This is a genomic window from Rhodococcus erythropolis R138, from assembly GCF_000696675.2.
In the GTDB taxonomy this organism is placed as follows: domain Bacteria; phylum Actinomycetota; class Actinomycetes; order Mycobacteriales; family Mycobacteriaceae; genus Rhodococcus_F; species Rhodococcus_F erythropolis.
Genome location: NZ_CP007255.1, coordinates 112,501 through 131,109, shown reverse-complemented (window position 1 = coordinate 131,109; position 18,609 = coordinate 112,501). Strand labels below are relative to the sequence as shown.

The 18,609-nt window shown below is 64.0% G+C and carries 17 protein-coding genes (1 of these 17 only partly in view); 15 read left to right on the top strand and 2 right to left on the bottom strand.

What is annotated here, in order from left to right; genetic code table 11:
* The first annotated feature begins 45 nt into the window (after positions 1–45).
* Genes H351_RS00570 through H351_RS00555 form a run of 4 tightly spaced genes read left to right on the top strand, consistent with a single transcriptional unit; the run spans position 46 to position 4,457 of the window.
* Positions 46–972 (top strand): ABC transporter permease, encoded by a 927-nt coding sequence (locus H351_RS00570; RefSeq protein ID WP_019746637.1) that lies wholly within the window; start codon positions 46–48, stop codon positions 970–972.
* On the top strand, positions 965–1,921 hold the full coding sequence (locus H351_RS00565) for an ABC transporter permease (RefSeq protein ID WP_019746638.1): 957 nt from the start codon (positions 965–967) through the stop codon (positions 1,919–1,921). Before H351_RS00570 ends, H351_RS00565 begins: the two co-directional genes overlap by 8 nt.
* Positions 1,922–1,926: 5 nt before the next feature.
* Positions 1,927–3,651, top strand: coding sequence for a dipeptide ABC transporter ATP-binding protein (locus H351_RS00560; RefSeq protein ID WP_095973517.1), 1,725 nt, complete (start codon positions 1,927–1,929; stop codon positions 3,649–3,651).
* 56 nt (positions 3,652–3,707) lie between these two features.
* Positions 3,708–4,457 carry a Fic family protein gene (locus H351_RS00555; RefSeq protein WP_020905979.1) on the top strand — a complete coding sequence of 250 codons (750 nt, stop codon included), beginning with the start codon at positions 3,708–3,710 and terminating at the stop codon, positions 4,455–4,457.
* 390 nt (positions 4,458–4,847) lie between these two features.
* Here the strand turns inward: H351_RS00555 and H351_RS00550 are convergent, their stop codons facing one another.
* Entirely contained in the window at positions 4,848–5,666 is an 819-nt protein-coding gene (locus H351_RS00550; RefSeq protein WP_019746641.1) for an HAD-IB family hydrolase, read from the bottom strand.
* Positions 5,667–5,978: 312 nt separating this feature from the next.
* Here H351_RS00550 and ssd point away from each other — a divergent pair, with 312 nt between their 5' ends.
* From ssd to H351_RS00515, 7 genes are all read left to right on the top strand, one after another.
* Positions 5,979–7,073: a septum site-determining protein Ssd gene (ssd, locus tag H351_RS00545; protein WP_020905980.1), complete on the top strand. Its 1,095-nt coding sequence runs from the start codon at positions 5,979–5,981 to the stop codon at positions 7,071–7,073.
* The gene (locus H351_RS00540; protein ID WP_029254341.1) at positions 7,070–8,251 is read left to right on the top strand and encodes a TadA family conjugal transfer-associated ATPase; all 1,182 of its coding nucleotides are present in this window, start codon (positions 7,070–7,072) and stop codon (positions 8,249–8,251) included. The genes ssd and H351_RS00540 overlap by 4 nt, the downstream gene beginning before the upstream one ends.
* The gene (locus tag H351_RS00535) at positions 8,248–9,036 is read left to right on the top strand and encodes a type II secretion system F family protein (RefSeq protein WP_029254342.1); all 789 of its coding nucleotides are present in this window, start codon (positions 8,248–8,250) and stop codon (positions 9,034–9,036) included. Before H351_RS00540 ends, H351_RS00535 begins: the two co-directional genes overlap by 4 nt.
* On the top strand, positions 9,033–9,617 hold the full coding sequence (locus tag H351_RS00530) for a type II secretion system F family protein (RefSeq protein ID WP_029254343.1): 585 nt from the start codon (positions 9,033–9,035) through the stop codon (positions 9,615–9,617). The genes H351_RS00535 and H351_RS00530 overlap by 4 nt, the downstream gene beginning before the upstream one ends.
* A gap of 65 nt (positions 9,618–9,682) precedes the next feature.
* Positions 9,683–9,886, top strand: a complete 204-nt coding sequence (locus H351_RS00525; RefSeq protein WP_029254344.1) for a DUF4244 domain-containing protein — start codon at positions 9,683–9,685, stop codon at positions 9,884–9,886.
* A complete protein-coding gene (locus tag H351_RS00520; RefSeq protein WP_029254345.1) occupies positions 9,886–10,245 on the top strand; it encodes a TadE family type IV pilus minor pilin in 360 nt (119 codons plus the stop codon). Before H351_RS00525 ends, H351_RS00520 begins: the two co-directional genes overlap by 1 nt.
* Positions 10,242–10,592: an Rv3654c family TadE-like protein gene (locus H351_RS00515; RefSeq protein ID WP_020968275.1), complete on the top strand. Its 351-nt coding sequence runs from the start codon at positions 10,242–10,244 to the stop codon at positions 10,590–10,592. Before H351_RS00520 ends, H351_RS00515 begins: the two co-directional genes overlap by 4 nt.
* A 22-nt stretch (positions 10,593–10,614) precedes the next feature.
* Here the strand turns inward: H351_RS00515 and H351_RS00510 are convergent, their stop codons facing one another.
* Positions 10,615–12,903: a DEAD/DEAH box helicase gene (locus tag H351_RS00510; RefSeq protein WP_029254346.1), complete on the bottom strand. Its 2,289-nt coding sequence runs from the start codon at positions 12,901–12,903 to the stop codon at positions 10,615–10,617.
* 456 nt (positions 12,904–13,359) lie between these two features.
* On the opposite strand from H351_RS00510, the gene cspE reads away from it, so the two are divergent.
* From cspE to H351_RS00490, 4 genes are all read left to right on the top strand, one after another.
* A complete protein-coding gene (gene cspE, locus H351_RS00505; RefSeq protein WP_003946117.1) occupies positions 13,360–13,563 on the top strand; it encodes a transcription antiterminator/RNA stability regulator CspE in 204 nt (67 codons plus the stop codon).
* A gap of 183 nt (positions 13,564–13,746) precedes the next feature.
* Positions 13,747–14,331 carry a hypothetical protein gene (locus tag H351_RS00500; RefSeq protein ID WP_003946106.1) on the top strand — a complete coding sequence of 195 codons (585 nt, stop codon included), beginning with the start codon at positions 13,747–13,749 and terminating at the stop codon, positions 14,329–14,331.
* 215 nt (positions 14,332–14,546) lie between these two features.
* The gene (gene topA, locus H351_RS00495) at positions 14,547–17,483 is read left to right on the top strand and encodes a type I DNA topoisomerase (protein ID WP_019746651.1); all 2,937 of its coding nucleotides are present in this window, start codon (positions 14,547–14,549) and stop codon (positions 17,481–17,483) included.
* Positions 17,484–17,516: 33 nt separating this feature from the next.
* A protein-coding gene (locus H351_RS00490) for a DNA polymerase III subunit delta' (protein ID WP_029254347.1) crosses the window boundary here: on the top strand, positions 17,517–18,609 show its 5' portion. It continues 137 nt past the right edge of the window; only the first 1,093 of its 1,230 coding nucleotides appear in the window; its start codon is at positions 17,517–17,519; its stop codon lies off the right edge, out of view.

Genomic DNA, 18,609 nt, shown 5'->3' with positions numbered 1-18,609 from the left:
GGACTGTCCGCTGACGTACACGATCATCGACAAGGAGGTGATCCGATGCTCTGGTACATCGGTCGCCGAGTGCTTCAAATGATCCCGGTTTTTCTCGGGGCCACTCTTCTGATCTACGCCATGGTCTTCCTGCTTCCCGGTGATCCGATTGCCGCGTTGGCGGGCGACAAGGCGCTCAGTCCGGCTGTGGCAGCACAGCTTCGGGAGCGCTACCACCTCGATCTCCCCTTCTATCAGCAGTACCTGCTGTACCTGAAGGGCATCTTCACGCTGGACTTCGGCACGTCGTTCTCCGGACGACCTGTCAGTGAAGTTCTGGCACAGGCATTTCCGATCACGATGAAACTTGCCTTCATGGCACTGATCGTCGAGACGGTCTTCGGTGTCGGCTTCGGCCTCATCGCGGGCCTGCGTAAGGGCGGATTCTTCGACAGCACCGTCCTGCTGTTCAGCCTCGTTCTCATCGCCATCCCGATCTTCGTGATCGGCTTCCTGGCTCAGTTCTTCATCGGCGTCAAATGGGGCATCGTCCCGCCGACGGTCGGTGGCAACACCAGCTTCACCAATCTCCTGCTCCCTGCCCTGGTTCTTGGTTCGGTCTCGTTTGCGTACGTACTGCGACTGACCCGAACGTCCGTGGCGGAGAATCTGACTGCCGATTACGTCCGCACCGCTACCGCCAAGGGACTTTCCCGTGGACGAGTGGTTCGCGTGCACGTGTTGCGCAACTCGCTGATCCCCGTGGTCACGTTCCTGGGTGCCGACCTCGCGACGTTGATGGGCGGCGCCATCGTCACCGAGGGCATCTTCAACATCAACGGCGTCGGTGGCACGATCTACCAGGCCGTGACCAGAGGTGAAGCGCCGACGGTGGTTTCGTTCGTCACCATCCTGATCGTGATCTACCTGATCGCGAATCTGCTCGTCGACCTCTTGTACGCCGCGCTCGATCCGAGGATCCGCTATGTCTGAGACCGTGAAGACCGGACGCGCAGTCCGGCAAAGTCATTTCGTGGCACCGCCCGAAGTTGCGGCACCGGGGGAGACGGACGCCGTCAAACTCGATCAGGCGCCGACGAGCATGTGGACCGATGCGTGGCGCGACCTACGCAAGCGCCCCCTGTTCATCATCTCGACGATCATCATCCTCGCGGTCATCGTCATCGCAGCGTTTCCGAGCTTGTTCACGAGCACCGATCCGCGGTTCTGCGACCTGACCTACAGCATGCAGGGGCCGACCTCAGGGCACTGGTTCGGTTTCGACCGCCAGGGCTGTGACGTGTACTCGCGCACCATCTACGGTGCTCGCGCATCCGTACTCGTGGGCGTCGGTGTCACGGCGTCGGTGCTGGTGATCGGCGTGATCTTCGGTGCGCTGTCCGGTTTCTACGGCGGATGGACCGATTCGATCCTCTCCCGTGTCGCCGACATCTTCTTCGGCATCCCGCTGATCCTGGCTGCCATCGTCCTGATGCAGCTGTTCACCGATCGCACCATCTGGACCGTCGTCGGCGTGCTGGCGCTCTTCGGCTGGCCGCAGATGGCAAGAATCGCTCGAGGCGCGGTGATCTCGGCGAAGAACAACGATTACGTCATGGCCTCGGAAGCGTTGGGTGTCTCGAAGCTCAAGACACTGATCCGCCACGTCATCCCGAACTCGTTGGCGCCCATCATCGTGGTCGCCACCATCTCGCTCGGTACGTACATCGTTGCCGAGGCGACGCTGTCCTTCCTCGGTATCGGTCTTCCGTCCACCGAGGTTTCGTGGGGCGGCGACATCAGCAACGCTCAGGTGACGCTGCGTCAGGGTTCGACCATTCTGTTCTACCCGGCAACGGCTTTGGCGATCACCGTTCTCGGATTCATCATGATGGGTGACGCTCTGCGCGACGCCCTCGATCCCAAGTCGCGGAAGCGGTGAGCACGATGACCACCAAGGAAACTCTCACCTCGGAGGAAACTCCGTTGCTCGAGATTCGTGATCTCGAGGTGTCTTTCCAGTCCAATTCCGGTCCGGTTCCGGCAGTTCGAGGCGTCAGCCTGACCGTCTACCCGGGTCAGACTGTCGCGATCGTCGGCGAATCGGGTTCGGGTAAGTCCACCACCGCCCACTCGATCATCAATCTGCTTCCCGGCACCGGCAAGGTGACGGCAGGCGAGATCATCTTCGACGGCAAGGACATCTCGAAGGTCTCGGAGAAGGACTTCGTCCACATCCGGGGAAGCCAGATCGGTTTGGTTCCGCAGGACCCGATGTCGAATCTGAATCCCGTGTGGAAAGTGGGCTTCCAGATCGAGGAAGCACTGGCCGCCAACGGGATCGCCAAGGGCAAGGCAGCCAAGGTTCGGGCTGCGGAACTGCTCGAGGAGGCAGGACTCGCCGAAGCCGAGAGCCGGTTGGGGCAGTACCCGCACGAGTTCTCGGGCGGTATGCGTCAGCGCGCACTCATCGCGATCGGGTTGTCCGCTCGTCCGAAGCTCCTGATCGCGGACGAGCCGACGTCGGCGCTCGACGTCACGGTCCAGCGTCAGATCCTCGATCACCTAGACGGTCTGACAACGGAACTCGGCACCGCCGTTCTGCTCATCACTCACGATCTGGGCTTGGCCGCCGAGCGCGCCGAGCATCTGATCGTGATGAGCAAGGGTCGTATCGTCGAATCCGGTCCGGCGCTGGAGATTCTGAAGCGCCCGCAGCATCCGTACACGCAGAAGCTGGTCGCTGCTGCGCCGTCGTTGGCGTCGAAGCGGCTCAGCTCGTCAGTGGCACGCGCCGAGATTCGCGAACAGGCGGAAGAGGTCGCCGAAGCGGTCAAGGCCGAGGAAAGTGCGGCAGAGTCCTTCGGCAAGGCGACCGACGACGTTCTTGTCGTCGATCATCTGACCAAGGTGTTCAAGCTGCGCAAGGGTTTCCGCAAGACCACCGACTTCACAGCCGTGAACGACGTGTCATTCAAGGTCCGCCGCGGAACCACGACGGCGATCGTCGGTGAATCTGGTTCCGGTAAGTCGACGGTCGCGCAGATGGTCCTCGGCTTGCTCGAGCCCACCGCAGGCAACGTGGTCTTCGACGGTCAGGACGTGGCGAAACTCGGAGCGAAGGAAACCTTTGCGTTCCGTCGTCGAGTGCAGCCGATCTTCCAGAACCCTTACGGCACGCTCGACCCGATGTACTCGATCTACCGCACGATCGAAGAGCCGCTGCGTACCCACAAGGTCGGGACCAAAGCAGAACGGGAGGCTCGCGTCCGCGAACTTCTCGACAAGGTCGGTCTGCCCCAGTCGGTCATGCGACGGTTCCCGAACGAGCTCTCCGGCGGACAGCGTCAGCGCGTCGCAATTGCGCGAGCGTTGGCACTGCAACCGGAGGTCGTGATCTGCGACGAGGCGGTCTCCGCTCTCGACGTGCTCGTGCAGGATCAGATCTTGACCCTGCTCAACGACCTGCAGGCAGAGTTCGGGTTGACGTACCTCTTCATCACGCACGACCTGGCCGTGGTTCGTCAGATCGCGGACAACGTGTTGGTGATGTCGCGTGGCTCGATCGTCGAATCGGCACCGATCGACGACGTGTTCGGCAATCCGCAACAGGACTACACCCGCAAGTTGCTCGACGCGATTCCCGGCGGGTCCATCACGCTGGGAAGCTGACGCAACAGGTAGGTAGGCAAGTCCGCAGAGGGGCTGCAAGGGTACCGTCGTTGATCGTGACGGACCCCTTGCAGCCCCTCGTCGATCTTCCAGGCGTACGCGCCGCCGCCGATCATGCGCGCGACGCTCTGGGTGAGGTTCATCGGCACAAGACCAACCGTCGCGGTTGGCCCACCACTGCCGCCGAAGCCGCGGTTCGCGCTGCGCGAGCTTCCGCATCGCTGGCCGGTGGCACCACCGAATTGCCGGCCGAGGGCATGGCCGGTGATCCGATTCTCGCGGGTGCTCTGCGCGTGGCTCAGGCTCTGGACGGCGACAGTCTTCCCCTCATGGAGTCGACGTGGAAGCGCGCCCCGCTGCAGGCTTTGGCCCGGCTGCACCTGCTGGCCGCGGCAGACCTCGTCGAGGACGCGGATCAACTGGGGCGGCCACGTTCGGATCGCGGAGTGGGGGAGCGGTTGGACGCTCTCGCGCAACTCGTTACCGGCGGAACCAGTGCACCGGCGCCGGTTCTGGCGGCCGTCGTGCACGGAGAACTCTTGGCGCTGAGCCCGTTCGGCACCGCTGACGGCATTGTTGCACGTGCGGCTTCGCGTCTGGTTGCGGTCTCGTCCGGGTTGGATCCGCACAATCTGGGAGTCCCCGAGGTCAGTTGGCTTCGGCGGCCGCAGGCGTACACGGACGGCGCGGCTGGATTCGCTTCGGGAAATCCAGCGGGTGTCGGCAGTTGGGTGATCTTGTGCTGCGGAGCTCTCGAAGCCGGTGCGCGAGAAGCGACTTCGATCGCCGACGCGGCGACTGGATAGTCTGCAACAGGGCGGGGCCGGCACATAACGAACGGGCGGCGCTGCCGATAAATCGACTTCGCCGCCCGTCAGCACGGACTACTCGTTACCAAGCGTGCTCGGTGGGTTGTGTGGGTGGCCTCGGCGAGGGATCGCACTTTCTGAGGTCGTCCCCGCAACCGGTGCGGGGTCCTCGCTCAAATAGAACGAATCTCGCAGGCCCACAACGCTTCTGCCCTTATAGTGGCTTGTGCTCCGCGTGGGTGCCCTAGTGCCCGTGCTAGGAATTTCAGTTGGGGAAACGGTCCTTCTCTTCCGAGCCGTTCCTGGCCTTCCGTTCTTCCGTAACTCCTTTGTACCCTGTGTCCGGGCTCACAGCAAGTACCAATTTTTGTTTGTGGGCATTGGATTTCAGCGTTTCCGACGCAGTAGCCCGAAGGTCATGGCGCCGGCCACCAGAGCTGCGATTCCCACCGCTGCAGTAGTGGCCACCGTCGTCGTGGACTGGGCTGACAATCGCGCGCGAAGCGAGACCGGGTTCGAGAAAGTCAGTATGGGCCAACCGTTTACGGCCGCTTCCTTGCGTAATGCACGATCGGGGTTGACTGCGGTGGGATGTCCGACCGCCTCGAGCATGGGCAAATCGGTCACCGAGTCGGAGTAGGCGTAACTGGCGGCGAGGTCGTAGCCGTATTCCGCGGCGAGTTTTTCCATCGCCTCGACCTTGCCCGGACCGTAGCAGTAGAAGTCGACCTCGCCGGTGTAGTGGCCGTCTTCTTCCCTCATCGACGTCGCCACGGAATGGGTGGCGCCGAGGGCGCGGGCGATCGGCGCGACGATCTCCTCGCCCGACGCCGACACCACGATGACGTCGTGTCCACGCAGCTTGTGATCGGCGATCAGATCGGCCGCCTCGGCAAAGACGAGTGGGTCGACGATGTCGTGCAGAGTCTCCGCGACGATGGCCTTCACCTGTTCCACGTCCCAGCCCGCGCACATCGCAGTCAGGTGCTCGCGCATGCGCTCCATCTGATCGTGATCGGCGCCGGACAGAAGAAACAGGAATTGCGCATAGCTGCTCTTGAGAACCGAGCGTCGATTGATCAGACCCTGGGCGAAGAATGGCTTGCTGAACGCCAGGGTGCTCGACTTCGCGATGATCGTTTTGTCCAAATCGAAGAAAGCGGCTGTCCGCCCGGTATTCAGTCCGTTCGCAGGCTTGTCGGTCACAGGAATGAGGATAGTCCGACAGGCGGTTCGTGTGCTCCTCGGCAAGCGTCCTCTTTCGGCGAAAAACAGCAGTTCAGTGCAGCTCAGGCTTGCATTTCTCGCCAATGGCGGGTGTAAGATCGTTGCTGTTCGATTCGTTCGAACTAGTTCAGCCCGACCCCCCGGGGCTGAACTCAGACGGCCCCCGCCTCCTCCCCCCATTGGCGGGGGTCGTCCTCTGTCTCAGGCCTGTTTCTCCACAACTTCCCAGTTGTCCACAGACTCTCTCGACCCACTGTTTTCGGTGCCGGTGCTCGTTCAGGCTCTGCAGTCATGAACACGACGATCAACTCTCGGGAAACCGGGGCTCCCATTCTGGTTCTCGTCGACGACGCGAAGGTCCTCGCGAGCGTGCGCCGCGTCGCTGCCGCGGTGGACCGCTGTCTGGACGAGGCCGAGCATCCCGTTTCCCGGCAACAGTGGAACCGGGCCTCGGCGGTCGTGTTGGACGCGTCGGCTGCGCGGGATGCTCTGACTCGTTCCCCTAAACGAACGCGAGTGTTCCTCGTGTGCGACGGCACACCGACCGTCGACGACTGGAAGAGCGCCACCGCGATCGGAGCCGACAGCGTTCTGTCCCTGCCGGAAGAGGAGAACGCGTTGGTCGCAGTTCTGGCCGACCACGTAGACGTGAGTGGTGACGGCACCGTCGTGAGCGTGGTGGGTGGTTGTGGCGGCGGCGGAGCCTCGGCAACTGCGGCGGCTGTCGCGTTGACGTCGGCGGCACGTCACGTCCCGACGTTACTGGTGGACGTCGACGCCCTCGGCTCCGGCGCTGATGTGCTGTTGGGCATCGAGACGACCCCCGGATTGCGTTGGGGTGCACTGACCGTCGAGGGCGGGCGGTTGGCCCCGGATGCGCTGCGCGATGCCCTGCCGGCAAAGGGAAAGTTCTTGAGGGTTCTGGCGAGCAGTCGCCGCGAGATCGACGGTCCGACAGTGACCGCCGTTCGCGCCGTGCTGGACGCAGGTCGCAGTTCCGGCGGACTCGTGGTCTGCGACGTGCCACGTCATCCCAGCGAGGTAGGTCAGGCCGCGTTGGAGATGTCGGATTTGGTTCTCGTGGTGGTTCCGGCCACCGTGGCTGCGTGCGTCGCTGCCGAGAAGGTCGGAGCCTGGGTGGTGCGACACAACTCCAATGTCGGGCTCGTCGTGCGTGGGCCGGCGCCGGGAGGCCTACGCGGCGCCGATGTGGCAGACATGCTCGGCCTGCCGCTGACGGCCGTGATGCGCGGCCACCGCTCGCTGGCGCCGATGCTCGAGCGCGGTGGCCTCGAATTGACCCGAGGTTGTCCGCTGAGTGCGGTGGCAACAGCGGTACTCGACGCCGTCGAATCCGGCGCACGCCCGCGCAGGGCTGCGGCATGAGTGCGTTGGTCACGACAGAACTGCTCGACCGAGTTCGCGAGCGGCTGACGGCGTCGTCGGTCGCCGAGCCGACGGCGGCCACCGTTGCCGACGCCGTGCGAGCCGAGTCCTCCGGCGTTCTGGCGGACACGGATCTGTTGGAGGTCGTCAGGGTGCTCCAGACGGAACTGACAGGCGCAGGGCCGCTCGAACCACTGCTGCACGAACCCGGTGTCGCCGACGTACTGGTGACCGCGCCGGATCAGGTCTGGGTGGACCGCGGGGTCGGCCTCGAAAGGTCAGGGGTGCGGTTCACCGACGAGGCAGCGGTGCGTCGACTGGCGCAGCGGTTGGCACTGTCGGCAGGTCGACGCCTCGACGACGCCCAACCGTGGGTCGACGGCCGTCTGCGGGGCGTCGGCGACGGGCACTTCGGGGTACGACTTCATGCCGTACTCGCACCGGTGGCCCAGGGCGGAACCTGCGTGTCACTGCGAGTGCTGCGGCCCGCAACTCAGGGTCTCGACGCGCTGTGTGCTCACGGCGCCGTGGAACCGGACGCGCGCGAACTCCTCGATCGCATCATCTCTTCTCGCTTGGCCTTCCTGGTGATCGGCGGGACCGGCGCGGGAAAGACCACGTTGTTGTCCGCCATGCTCGGCGCCGTCGACCCGCGCGAGCGAATCGTCTGCGTCGAGGACGCGGCCGAACTAGCGCCGCCGCATCCGCACGTCGTCCGCCTCGTCGCCAGGGCTCCCAACGTCGAGGGCGTCGGAGAGGTGACGGTGCGCGATCTGGTTCGGCAGGCACTGCGGATGCGTCCCGATCGCATCGTCGTCGGTGAGGTCCGCGGTGCAGAGGTGACGGATCTGCTCACGGCGATGAACACCGGCCACGACGGCGGCGCCGGCACAGTTCACGCCAATTCGCCCGAAGAGGTGCCGGCCAGACTCGAGGCGTTGGCTGCGCTCGGCGGTATGGATCGCCACGCGTTGCACAGTCAACTTGCCGCGGCAGTTCAAGTGATCCTGCACGTGCACCGGTTGGCCGACGGATCGAGGCGTCTCGAACAGATCGGCGTCATCGACCGCGGTGCGGACGGATACGTACAAATCATGCAGGCATGGCCGGACGGCGGTTCGGGTCGTGAGCGGCTCGAGCGGATGTTCCGGCTTCGCAATCGAGAGGTCGGGACGTGACAGTTTCCTTCCTGGTCCTCGCGTTGGCGGTCGTGCTTGCACCCGTGCGGGATTCACGTGCGCGGCTCGCTACGTACAGGCCGACTATCCACAGGCCCGCCCGGCGCACTCCGTGGGAGTTCGTCGCCGCATTTTTCGCGGTGTCGGCCGCATGGGTAATCGGAGGCTTGTCGGCAGGATGCGCGGCGGTCGTCCTCGCCGGAACCTTGATCTTTCGTGGGCGCCGCGCGAAGGCGGCCGAAAACCGGGACCTCTCACAGAAGATGCTGCTCTCCGGTCTGGAGGTGCTGATCGCCGAGCTGAGCGTCGGCGCGCATCCCGCAGTTGCCAGTTCTGTTGCAGGCGAGGAATGTAGCGGCGAAGTAAGTGCGGTGTTCCGGTCCGCTGGGGCCAGGGCGCGTCTCGGTGGTTCTGCCGCAGCGGCCTTCGCGGTACCGGATTCGTGCATCGAGCGTGAGTTCTTCCGTATCGGATCCGTCTGGCGGGTCGCAGACCAACACGGTCTGGCTCTGGCTGAACTACTCGGCGCCGTCCGGACGGACATGTTGGGGCGTAGACGCTTTCGTCAGCGCACCGAGGCCGGGTTGGCGGGCGCTCGGGCGACGGCTGCGGTGCTGGCTTTTCTACCGCTGTTGGGGATCGGCCTCGGCCAGTTGATGGGGGCGTCGCCTCTGCGCGTGCTGTTCGGGGGTGGGCTCGGCGGCGTGCTGCTCGTGATCGGAACTGCGTGTGTCTCAGCTGGTTTGCTCTGGACCGACCGGATAACTGCGAAGGTCACGTCGTGAGTTGGGCATCCGTGGCGATGATCGCGTTGGCGCTCGCGATCATTCCCGCTCGCCGCGGCGCTTCGGCCAGGGCGGCAGAAATTCTGTTCGCGGACACAACAACAGAAAATTCGGTTTCAGCCCCGGACAAGCCGGATCCACTCGCAGTTGCCGCAAGTCTCGACCTGCTCGGGGCCTGCCTGCGAGCGGGGCTTCCCGTCTCCGCCGCGATCACAGCGATGGCGTCGACGGCACCGAAACCGATGGCCGACAAGCTCAGTCGCGTCGCCGACCTTCTCACGCTCGGTGCTGATCCCGACGCCGCGTGGAGCGAAGCCGCTCTCGATCCCGATACCGAGGCGCTCGCCAGAATGGCTCGGCGTTCCGCCCGTTCGGGTTCGTCGCTGTCCTCGTCCATGGCCGAACTCGCCGAGCGCAGTCGAGGTGACGCCGAGGATCTGGCTGCTGCCGCGGCCGAACGTGCGGGAGTGCTGATCAGCGGTCCACTCGGACTGTGTTTCCTGCCGGCGTTCATCGCCCTGGGCATCGTCCCGGTGGTGATCGGGCTTGCCACGACTGTGCTCGGTAACGGCCTGTTGTGAGCCGGATCCGTGTGAAAGCTCCTGTGGCAGAGATGCTGCCACAGGTTTCGATTGAAGGGGGAGAAATGATTTCGAAGACGCTCAGGACGGTGTCGGCCAGATTTGCGCTGTTGGTAACGAAGGACGACGGTATGTCTACCGCGGAGTATGCGATCGGCACGATTGCGGCCGCCGCATTCGGTGCCGTCCTGTACACGGTTGTCACCGGCGACTCCATTGTCTCGGCGCTGACGGGCATCATCGACAAGGCACTCAAGACAGCTGTGTGATGTTGTCCACGAGAGGTATTCGGCAAGCCGACGACGGCGCCGTGACGGTGGAGGCTGCGATTGCTCTGGCTTCGATCGTCACGGTGGTCGTGCTGTGTATCGGTGGCGTCCTCGCGGTGTCGATGCAGGTGCGGTGTGTCGACGCAGCTCGTGAGGCCGCGCGGTTGGTGGCACGTGGTGATCGTGAGTCTGCGGTCGCCACGGCCCGCCGGATCGCACCCCAAGATGCGTCGATCACGGTGGAGATCGTTGACGGCTTTGCCGTTGCCGTTGTCAGCGCCGAGAGTACGTTGCTGCCGCTGGTCGACATTTCTTCCGAGGCTGTGGCAGCTGTGGAGTCAGGGGTGGAAGAGGGGTGAACCTACGTGACGACGAAGGTGTTGCCACTGTTCTGGCGTGCTGCGTTTTGGCAGCGATCGTGATGGTGACTGGTGGGATGCTGCATGTCGGGTCCGCGGTGGTGGCCCGGCACACTGCTCAGTCGGCCGCCGATCTTTCGGCTCTCGGCGGTGCGGGCGCCTTGGACGGAGGTGAGGCGTCTGCGTGTGCGAAGTCCGCGGCGATCGCGGAGCGTATGCGTACGGTGCTCGCGGAATGTGAGGTGCAGGGGTGGGATGTAGTTGTCGAGATACGTGCACCGGTGTTGTTGTCGGGCTTCGGGATCGGCGATGCGCAGGCCTACGCTCGTGCGGGTCCGGTCAGCTGATCGTGTCTCGGCTGATCGTGTCTCAGCTGATCGTCTCGATGACGGCGGTCAGAACCTTGACCGCGCCGTCTTTGTCGAGTGGGTCGTTTCCGTTGCCGCACTTGGGTGAATAGACGCAGGACGGGCATCCGTGAGCGCACTCGCAGGAAAGTATGGCGTCGCGCGTCGCGGTGAGCCACCGTGACAGTTCGCTGTGCCCCCGGTCGGCGAACCCGGCGCCACCGGCATGACCGTCGTAGACGAAGACAGTCGGGAGTCCGGTGTCCGCGTGCATCGCCGTCGATACGCCGCCGATGTCTCCGCGGTCGCAGATCGCCACCAGTGGCAGCAGGCCGATCGCGGCATGTTCGGCGGCATGCAGTGATCCGGGGAACCGTTCGGGCGGCACCCCGATGGATTCGAGAAGTTCCGGCGTGACCGTGTACATCACTGCCCTGGTGGGCAAAGTGTGAGCGGGCATGTCGAGTTCGATCGAGTCGAGGACTTCACCCGAAGTCAACCGTCGTAGGTACCCGACGACTTGATGTGTCACCTCGACCTGGACGAGAGCGACGGCGATGTCGCCGTAGTTCTTGTGCTCGAGTTGTTCGGTGATCGTGATTTCGGTGGTCTCGCGGGCCGAGGTGGTCCAGTCCGGATTCTCGGTGTGCACCAATGCGAGTCCGACGTCGAGGTCCAGTTCGTCGACGACATAGGTCTCGCCTTGATGAATGTGCACGGCACCGGGATGAACTGTGGCCGGAGCGCGGCCCGCATCGACAGTACCCAGCATCCGGCCGGATTCACCGTCGACAATGGCCACCTGAGTTCCGATACCGCCGCGAATGTCCAAAGAGCCGTGGGGGTTCGAATCGGCGGTGACGAACCATCCGTGCTTTCGGCGCCGGATCTTGCCTTCCTCCGACAGCCTGGTCAGAACCTCGAGAGCCCCGAAAGCGTCGACCTCGGCATCGGAAAGTGGGAGTTCCATTGCAGCGCAGAGAAGTTGTGGTCCCAGGACGTACGGATTTCCGGGATCTGTCACCGTCGCCTCGACGGGTTTGTCGAGTACCGCCGACGGATGGTGAACGAGGTAGGTGTCGAGTGGATCGTCGCGGGCGATCAACACGACGAGTGAACCCTCGCCGCGTCGCCCGGAGCGACCGGCCTGCTGCCAGAACGAGGCAACGGTCCCCGGGAAGCCTGCCACGACAACGGCGTCGAGGCCTGCGATGTCGACGCCGAGCTCCAGCGCGTTGGTGGTGGCTGCGCCCAGCAGCGTGCCGTCGGCGAGCGCAGCTTCCAGTTCGCGACGGTCCTCGGCCAGATATCCGGCGCGATACGACGCGACTCGCTCGGCGAGGTCCGGGTCCACCTCGGCGAGTAGACGTTTGGTGGCCATCGCGGTCAGTTCGGCACCGCGGCGGGAGCGGACGAAGGTGAGAGTACGGGCGCCCTCGATCATGAGGTCGGCCATGATCCGCGCTGCTTCCGCGCCCGCGGGACGTCGTACCGGGCTACCGTTTTCGCCGGTCAATGCCTCGAGTAGCGGAGGCTCCCACAGTGCGACGGTGCGTGGGCCGTGCGGCGATCCGTCTTCCGTGACCTCGGTGCAGTGTGCGCCGATGAGCCGCGAGGCCGCCGCGCCGGGATCTGCCGTGGTCGCGCTGGCCAGGATGAAGGTAGGTTCGGCGCCGTAACGCGCTGCAATCCTGCGTAGCCGCCGGATCACGAGCGCGACGTTGGATCCGAAGACTCCCCTGTAGGAGTGGCATTCGTCGATGATCACGTATTTCAGGTTGCGGAAGAAGTGCGCCCATCGCTGATGGGTGCGGAGCAGCGAAATGTGGATCATGTCGGGGTTGGTGAAGAGCCAGCGTGAGTTCTCGCGTGCCCAGGTGCGGAGTTCCTGCGAGGTGTCGCCGTCGTACGCACTGGCGTTCGTACTGCGAAGTTCGACGTCGAAGTCGGTGAGGGACAGCACTGCTCGCAGTTGATCCGAGCCCAGCGCTTTGGTGGGGGAGAGGTACAGGGCAGTTGCGAGCGGATCGGTCGCCATGGCCGTCAGCACCGGGAGTTGGTATGCCAGTGACTTACCCGACGCCGTACCCGTGGCCACGACCACGTGTTTTCCCTCGTGAGCGAGGTCGGCGGCCTCACTCTGGTGGATCCACGGGGACCGCACGCTGTGCTCGGCGAGCGCGCGTACGACGCTGGGGTGCACCCACTCCGGCCATTCGGTGAACTCGGCTACGCGAGCAGGCAACTGCGCGGTGAACATCAGTGGTTTTTCGCTTCCACTGACCCCGGCGACGACGCGATCGAGCAGCATCTGCCCGTAGGTGTCGCCAGGCTTCCCTCCCGGGGCGGGGATCGGGGAAGGTGCGTTCACGTGACTCTCCGGGCTCGGCGTTGGGGTGTGGCGGCAATCGGAAACTGTCGCTACCTGCAGTTTTGATGATACGCAACGGCCGGCGGTCTTGGTGGAACCGGGTGGTCGGCGCGCAAGCGGGAAGCCACGATCGTGGGCCGTTTTTCTCGTAGCGAACTTTTAACGTTTTTAGTTCCCTTTTCGACTGTTGTGCACGCGGAGAACATGGTTGACTGACAATCGGTCGCAGCTTCTGTGTTCGTAGGCTTGAGAAAGTGCACGCTCGCAGGATCGTTGTTGCGGGCGCGGTGCTCTGCCTTTCCTGAGGGGGAAATAAAGACGTACAGCGGTCGGAACCGGCCCGGTGGACTGTAAGGGCTGTTCACCGAATCCGGTGTTAGAAAGAGAAGGAAAAGCATGGCACAGGGCACTGTGAAGTGGTTCAACGCTGAAAAGGGCTTCGGCTTCATCGCTCCCGAAGACGGTTCCGCAGACGTCTTCGTTCACTACTCCGAAATTCAGGGCAACGGCTTCCGTACCCTCGAGGAGAACCAGCGTGTGGAGTTCGAGGTCGGCCAGGGCACCAAGGGTCCCCAGGCTACCGGCGTTCGCGCGGTCTGATTTTTCCGCTCACTCGCTGAGCGATTAGTTCGGACAGTATTTGTCCCCCATCGCATCCGTGCGGTGGGGGACAAATCTTTTCGGGCTGAGCCAGTCTTTCTCTGTCCGAGGTAATGCACGCAGCTGTTCGACCACGGCCGGTCGTCTATGCCGTCAGTACCTTCGTGGCTTACGTTTCACTCTGTGAGCCAACTGTCCTTTTTCTCTGCCGAGTCGATTCCACCTGCCGTGACGGACCTCGCCGGAATGCTGGCCGGACCGGGTCAGGTCGTGACCTCGGAGGACCGTGCCCGGATCTCGATCGTCGTGGATCGGGACTGGAGAGCGCAGGCCGTTGCCGAGTTGATCGCGCAGTGCGGACTCGGGGCCGAGGTGACGCGTAGTGAAGAAGGCAGCCCATTGGTCCGCACTCAGTCGACGCCCGCACTCCTTCCGCTGTCCGTGCAGTGGACCAAGGGAGCTGTGAAGGCGGTGCCGGTCGGTTGGGTACCGAACTCCCGCCAACTCCGGGTGTGGGCCGTCGCCGCCGGCAGGCTCGAAGAAGGCGGCGAGCGATTCGTGTTCGGCCTCGACCCCCATGCCAAGGAGACGCACGCACCGCTGGCTCAGGCCTTGATGCGGGTTGGTATCGCGCCGACTCAACTGGGTAACCGGACACCGGGCCCGGGGCTCCGTGTGTCGGGAAAGAAGAGACTGACAAAGCTCGTCGAATACCTCGGTGAGGCGCCGAAACACGTCGACACTTCGGTCGCCTGGCCGCACGTCTGACAGTGCTCTTGCCTCGCGTCCGACGGTGCTCATGCCGCGTGTCCGACGGTGCTCATGCCGCGTGTCCGACGGAGCCCATACTGTACTGATCTGCACGAATGTCTTGCGGGTATGTCACTCTGTAAAGAGAGACACGGGGTATAACTTGCTCCACACGTCTAGTTCTGAAGATCTGCCGACGGCAGTGAACGTCCAAAGGAAGGCTCGGGCAGCAGGTGGCTAAAGCGGACAACGGCAGCGGTCAGGGAGCGTCCGGTAACCCTCGTCGCCTCGTGATCGTCGAGTCACCGACCAAGGCGCGCAAAATCGCTCCCTACCTCGGTAAGGACTACGTCGTAGAGGCATCGGTCGGTCACATTCGCGACCTGCCGCGAGGCGCAGCAGACGTTCCGGCCAAGTACAAGGGCGAGTCATGGGCCCGTCTCGGCGTCAACGTCGATCACGACTTCGAGCCGCTCTATGTCGTGAGCCCGGAAAAGAAGGGCAAGGTCGCCGAACTCAAGTCTCTGTTGAAGGACGCCGACGAGCTCTTCCTCGCAACTGACCCCGACCGCGAGGGCGAGGCAATCGCCTGGCATCTCCTCGAGACTCTCAAGCCCAAGATTCCGGTTCGTCGAATGGTCTTCCACGAGATCACCGAGCCGGCAATCCGTGCTGCCGCCGAAGACACCCGCGAACTCGACACCGACCTCGTCGATGCTCAGGAAACCCGCCGCATCCTCGACCGTCTCTACGGTTACGAGGTCAGCCCGGTTCTCTGGAAGAAGGTCATGCCGAAGCTCTCGGCCGGCCGCGTCCAGTCGGTGGCCACTCGCGTCATCGTCCAGCGTGAACGCGAGCGCATGGCGTTCAAGTCGGCGTCGTACTGGGACATTTCCGCGACGCTCGACGCCGGTGCAGAGGCCAGCCCGCGTAGTTTCGGTGCTCGCCTGGTCTCCGTCGACGGTTCGCGTGTCGCCTCCGGTCGCGATTTCGGAGCTGACGGAAAGCTCAAGGGCAGCGCGGTCACCGTGCTCGACGAGGCGTACGCGCGTCGTCTCGCGGAAGCGTTGCAGGGCGTCGACCTCACGGTTTCCTCCGCCGAGGACAAGCCGTACACGCGCAAGCCTTACCCGCCGTTCATGACGTCGACGCTCCAGCAGGAAGCCGGACGCAAACTTCGTTTCACGTCCGAGCGCGCCATGCGTATCGCGCAGCGTCTGTACGAAAACGGCTACATCACCTACATGCGTACCGACTCGACGACGCTCTCGGAGTCGGCGATCGCAGCCGCTCGTGCGCAGGCCACCGAGTTGTACGGTCCGGAGTACGTCCATCCGACGCCGCGTCAGTACACCCGCAAGGTCAAGAACGCGCAGGAAGCTCACGAGGCGATCCGCCCCGCCGGCGACGTGTTCCAGACCCCGGGTCAGCTGCATTCCAAGCTCGATTCCGACGAGTTCAAGCTGTACGAACTGATCTGGCAGCGGACCGTCGCTTCACAGATGGCCGACGCCCGCGGTACGACGCTGACGCTCCGCATCTCCGGCACGGCAGGCACCGGCGAGGACTGCACGTTCTCCGCTTCGGGTCGCACCATCGTGTTCGCCGGCTTCCTCAAGGCTTACGTCGAAAGTGTCGACGAAGAAGCCGGCGGTCAGTCCGACGACGCCGAATCCAGGCTTCCGGTACTGGTCAAGGGCCAGGAAGTCACGGCCACCAAGCTCGATCCGGACGGGCACAGCACCAACCCGCCCGCTCGCTACACAGAAGCCAGCCTGATCAAGACGCTCGAAGAACTCGGCATCGGCCGTCCTTCGACCTACTCGTCGATCATCAAGACCATCCTCGATCGCGGATACGTCTACAAACGTGGCAGCGCGCTGGTTCCGTCCTGGGTGGCGTTTGCCGTCATCGGACTGCTCGAGGTGCACTTCGGCCGGCTGGTCGACTTCGACTTCACGGCAGGAATGGAAGACGATCTCGACGCGATCGCCGGCGGCCGTGAGCAGCGTGGCAACTGGCTGAGCAGCTTCTACTTCGGCGGCGAGACAGGCGCAGAGGGTTCGGTCGCCCGCGAGGGCGGGCTGAAGAAGATGGTCGGTGTCAACCTCGAGGAGATCGACGCTCGCGAGGTCAACTCCATCCGTCTCTTCGACGACGCCGAGGGCCGCGAGGTTCACGTCCGCGTCGGCCGGTTCGGCCCGTATCTCGAGCGCATGGTTCAGAACCCGGACGATCCCGAAGGCGATCTGATCTCGCAGCGGGCAAATCTTCCTGACGACCTGCCGCCGGACGAGCTCACTCCCGAGTACGCCGAGAAGCTGTTCTCGACGCCTCAAGAGGGCCGCAAGCTGGGCGTCGATCCACTGACCGGCCACGAGATCGTCGCGAAGGAAGGCCGCTTCGGTCCCTACGTGACCGAGATCCTGCCCGAACCGCCGGCCGAGCCGGAACCGGACATCGTTCCCGTCTCCGCTCCCGAGCCGGAAGAAATCAGTTCGGGCAGTACCAAGACTGCGGTGAAGAAGGCCGCAGCCAAGAAGGCACCCGCGAAGAAGGCTGCCAAGAAGGTCGCGGGCCCCAAGCCGCGGACGGGATCGCTGCTCAAGTCCATGGATTTGGCGACGATCACCTTGGAAGATGCGCTTCGTCTGCTGTCGCTTCCGCGCGTGGTGGGTGTCGACCCCGAATCCAAGGAAGAGATCACCGCGCAGAACGGCCGTTACGGTCCGTACCTGAAGAAGGGCACGGACTCACGCTCGCTCGCCAACGAAGAGCAGATGTTCACCGTCACGCTCGACGAGGCCCTCAAGATCTACGCCGAGCCGAAGCGTCGTGGGCGTCAGGCGTCGGCAACGCCTCCGTTGCGTGAGTTGGGCGTCGATCCGGTCAGCGAGAAGCCGATGGTGATCAAGGACGGCCGTTTCGGTCCGTACGTCACCGACGGCGAGACCAACGCCAGCCTTCGCAAGGATGACGACGTCGAATCCATTTCCGATGCTCGTGCGTCGGAGTTGCTGGCTGATCGTCGTGCGCGCGGCCCGGTCAAGAAGAAGGCAGCAGCCAAGAAGGCTCCGGCAAAGAAGGCCGCTGCCAAGAAAACAGCCGCAAAGAAGGCCCCGGCCAAGAAGGCCGCCGCCAAGAAGGCTCCGGCGAAGAAGGATTCGTAAGGCTTCGTCGGTGCCGACGGTTAGGGTTTTTGCATGAGTACTGAAGTGGCCGAACGAGGTGTGTTCGGTCGGCTGGTGGGTCAGCACGACGTCGAGCAGAGCCTGCGTGATGCTGCGCTGTCGGCTCGTGGCGATTCCAGCGGCTCGGAGATGACCCACGCGTGGCTCTTCACGGGGCCACCCGGCTCTGGTCGTTCGGTTGCTGCTCTCTGCTTTGCCGCAGCCCTGCAATGCACCTCCGACGGTGCACCAGGGTGCGGTGAGTGTCATGCGTGTACGACGACGATGGGTGGAACCCACGGTGACGTACGACGGATCATCCCCGACGGCCTGAGCATCAGCGTCAAAGGCATGCGCGAGATAGTCAACATCGCTTCGCGTCGGCCGACGACGGGGCGGTGGCAGGTCATCGTGGTCGAGGATGCCGATCGTTTGACCGAAGGCGCAGCCAACGCCCTGCTGAAGGTTGTCGAGGAGCCACCGGACCGCACGGTCATCCTGCTCTGCGCGCCGACGACCGATCCGGAAGACATGTCTGTCACCCTCCGTTCGCGGTGTAGGCACATGCCGTTGGTGACGCCGTCCGTCGAATCGATCGCTCAGGTACTGATCGACCGCGACGGGCTGGATCCGGAGCGGGCGAGAATCGCCGCATCGATCAGCGGCGGACATGTCGGTCGGGCGCGGCGCCTCGCCACCGATGAGAGCGCGCGGGGCGAGCGTCAGCGTTCGCTTCGGCTGGCCGCAGACGCGATCGGTGCTTCGACGGCGTACAAGGCCGCAGAGAACTTGGTGAAGTCGATCGAGGCTGACACCAAGGCGTTCTACGCCGAACTCAAGGAACAGGAACTCGAGGAGCTCAAGGTCTCCTTGGGTGGCGGTGGAACCGGCAAGGGAACAGCCGGGACTCTGCGCGGATCGGCTGGTCTGATCAAGGACCTCGAAGCGCGCCAGAAATCGCGCGACACCCGGGCCCGCCGCGATCTTCTCGACCGGACGCTGATCGACCTGGCCGGCATGTACCGGGACGCGCTTTCCTATTCGCTGGGGTCGACGTCGACGGCGACCCATCCCGACATGGCTCGGCAGGCTGCCGAGTTGGCTGCACGAACGTCCCCGGAGGGGT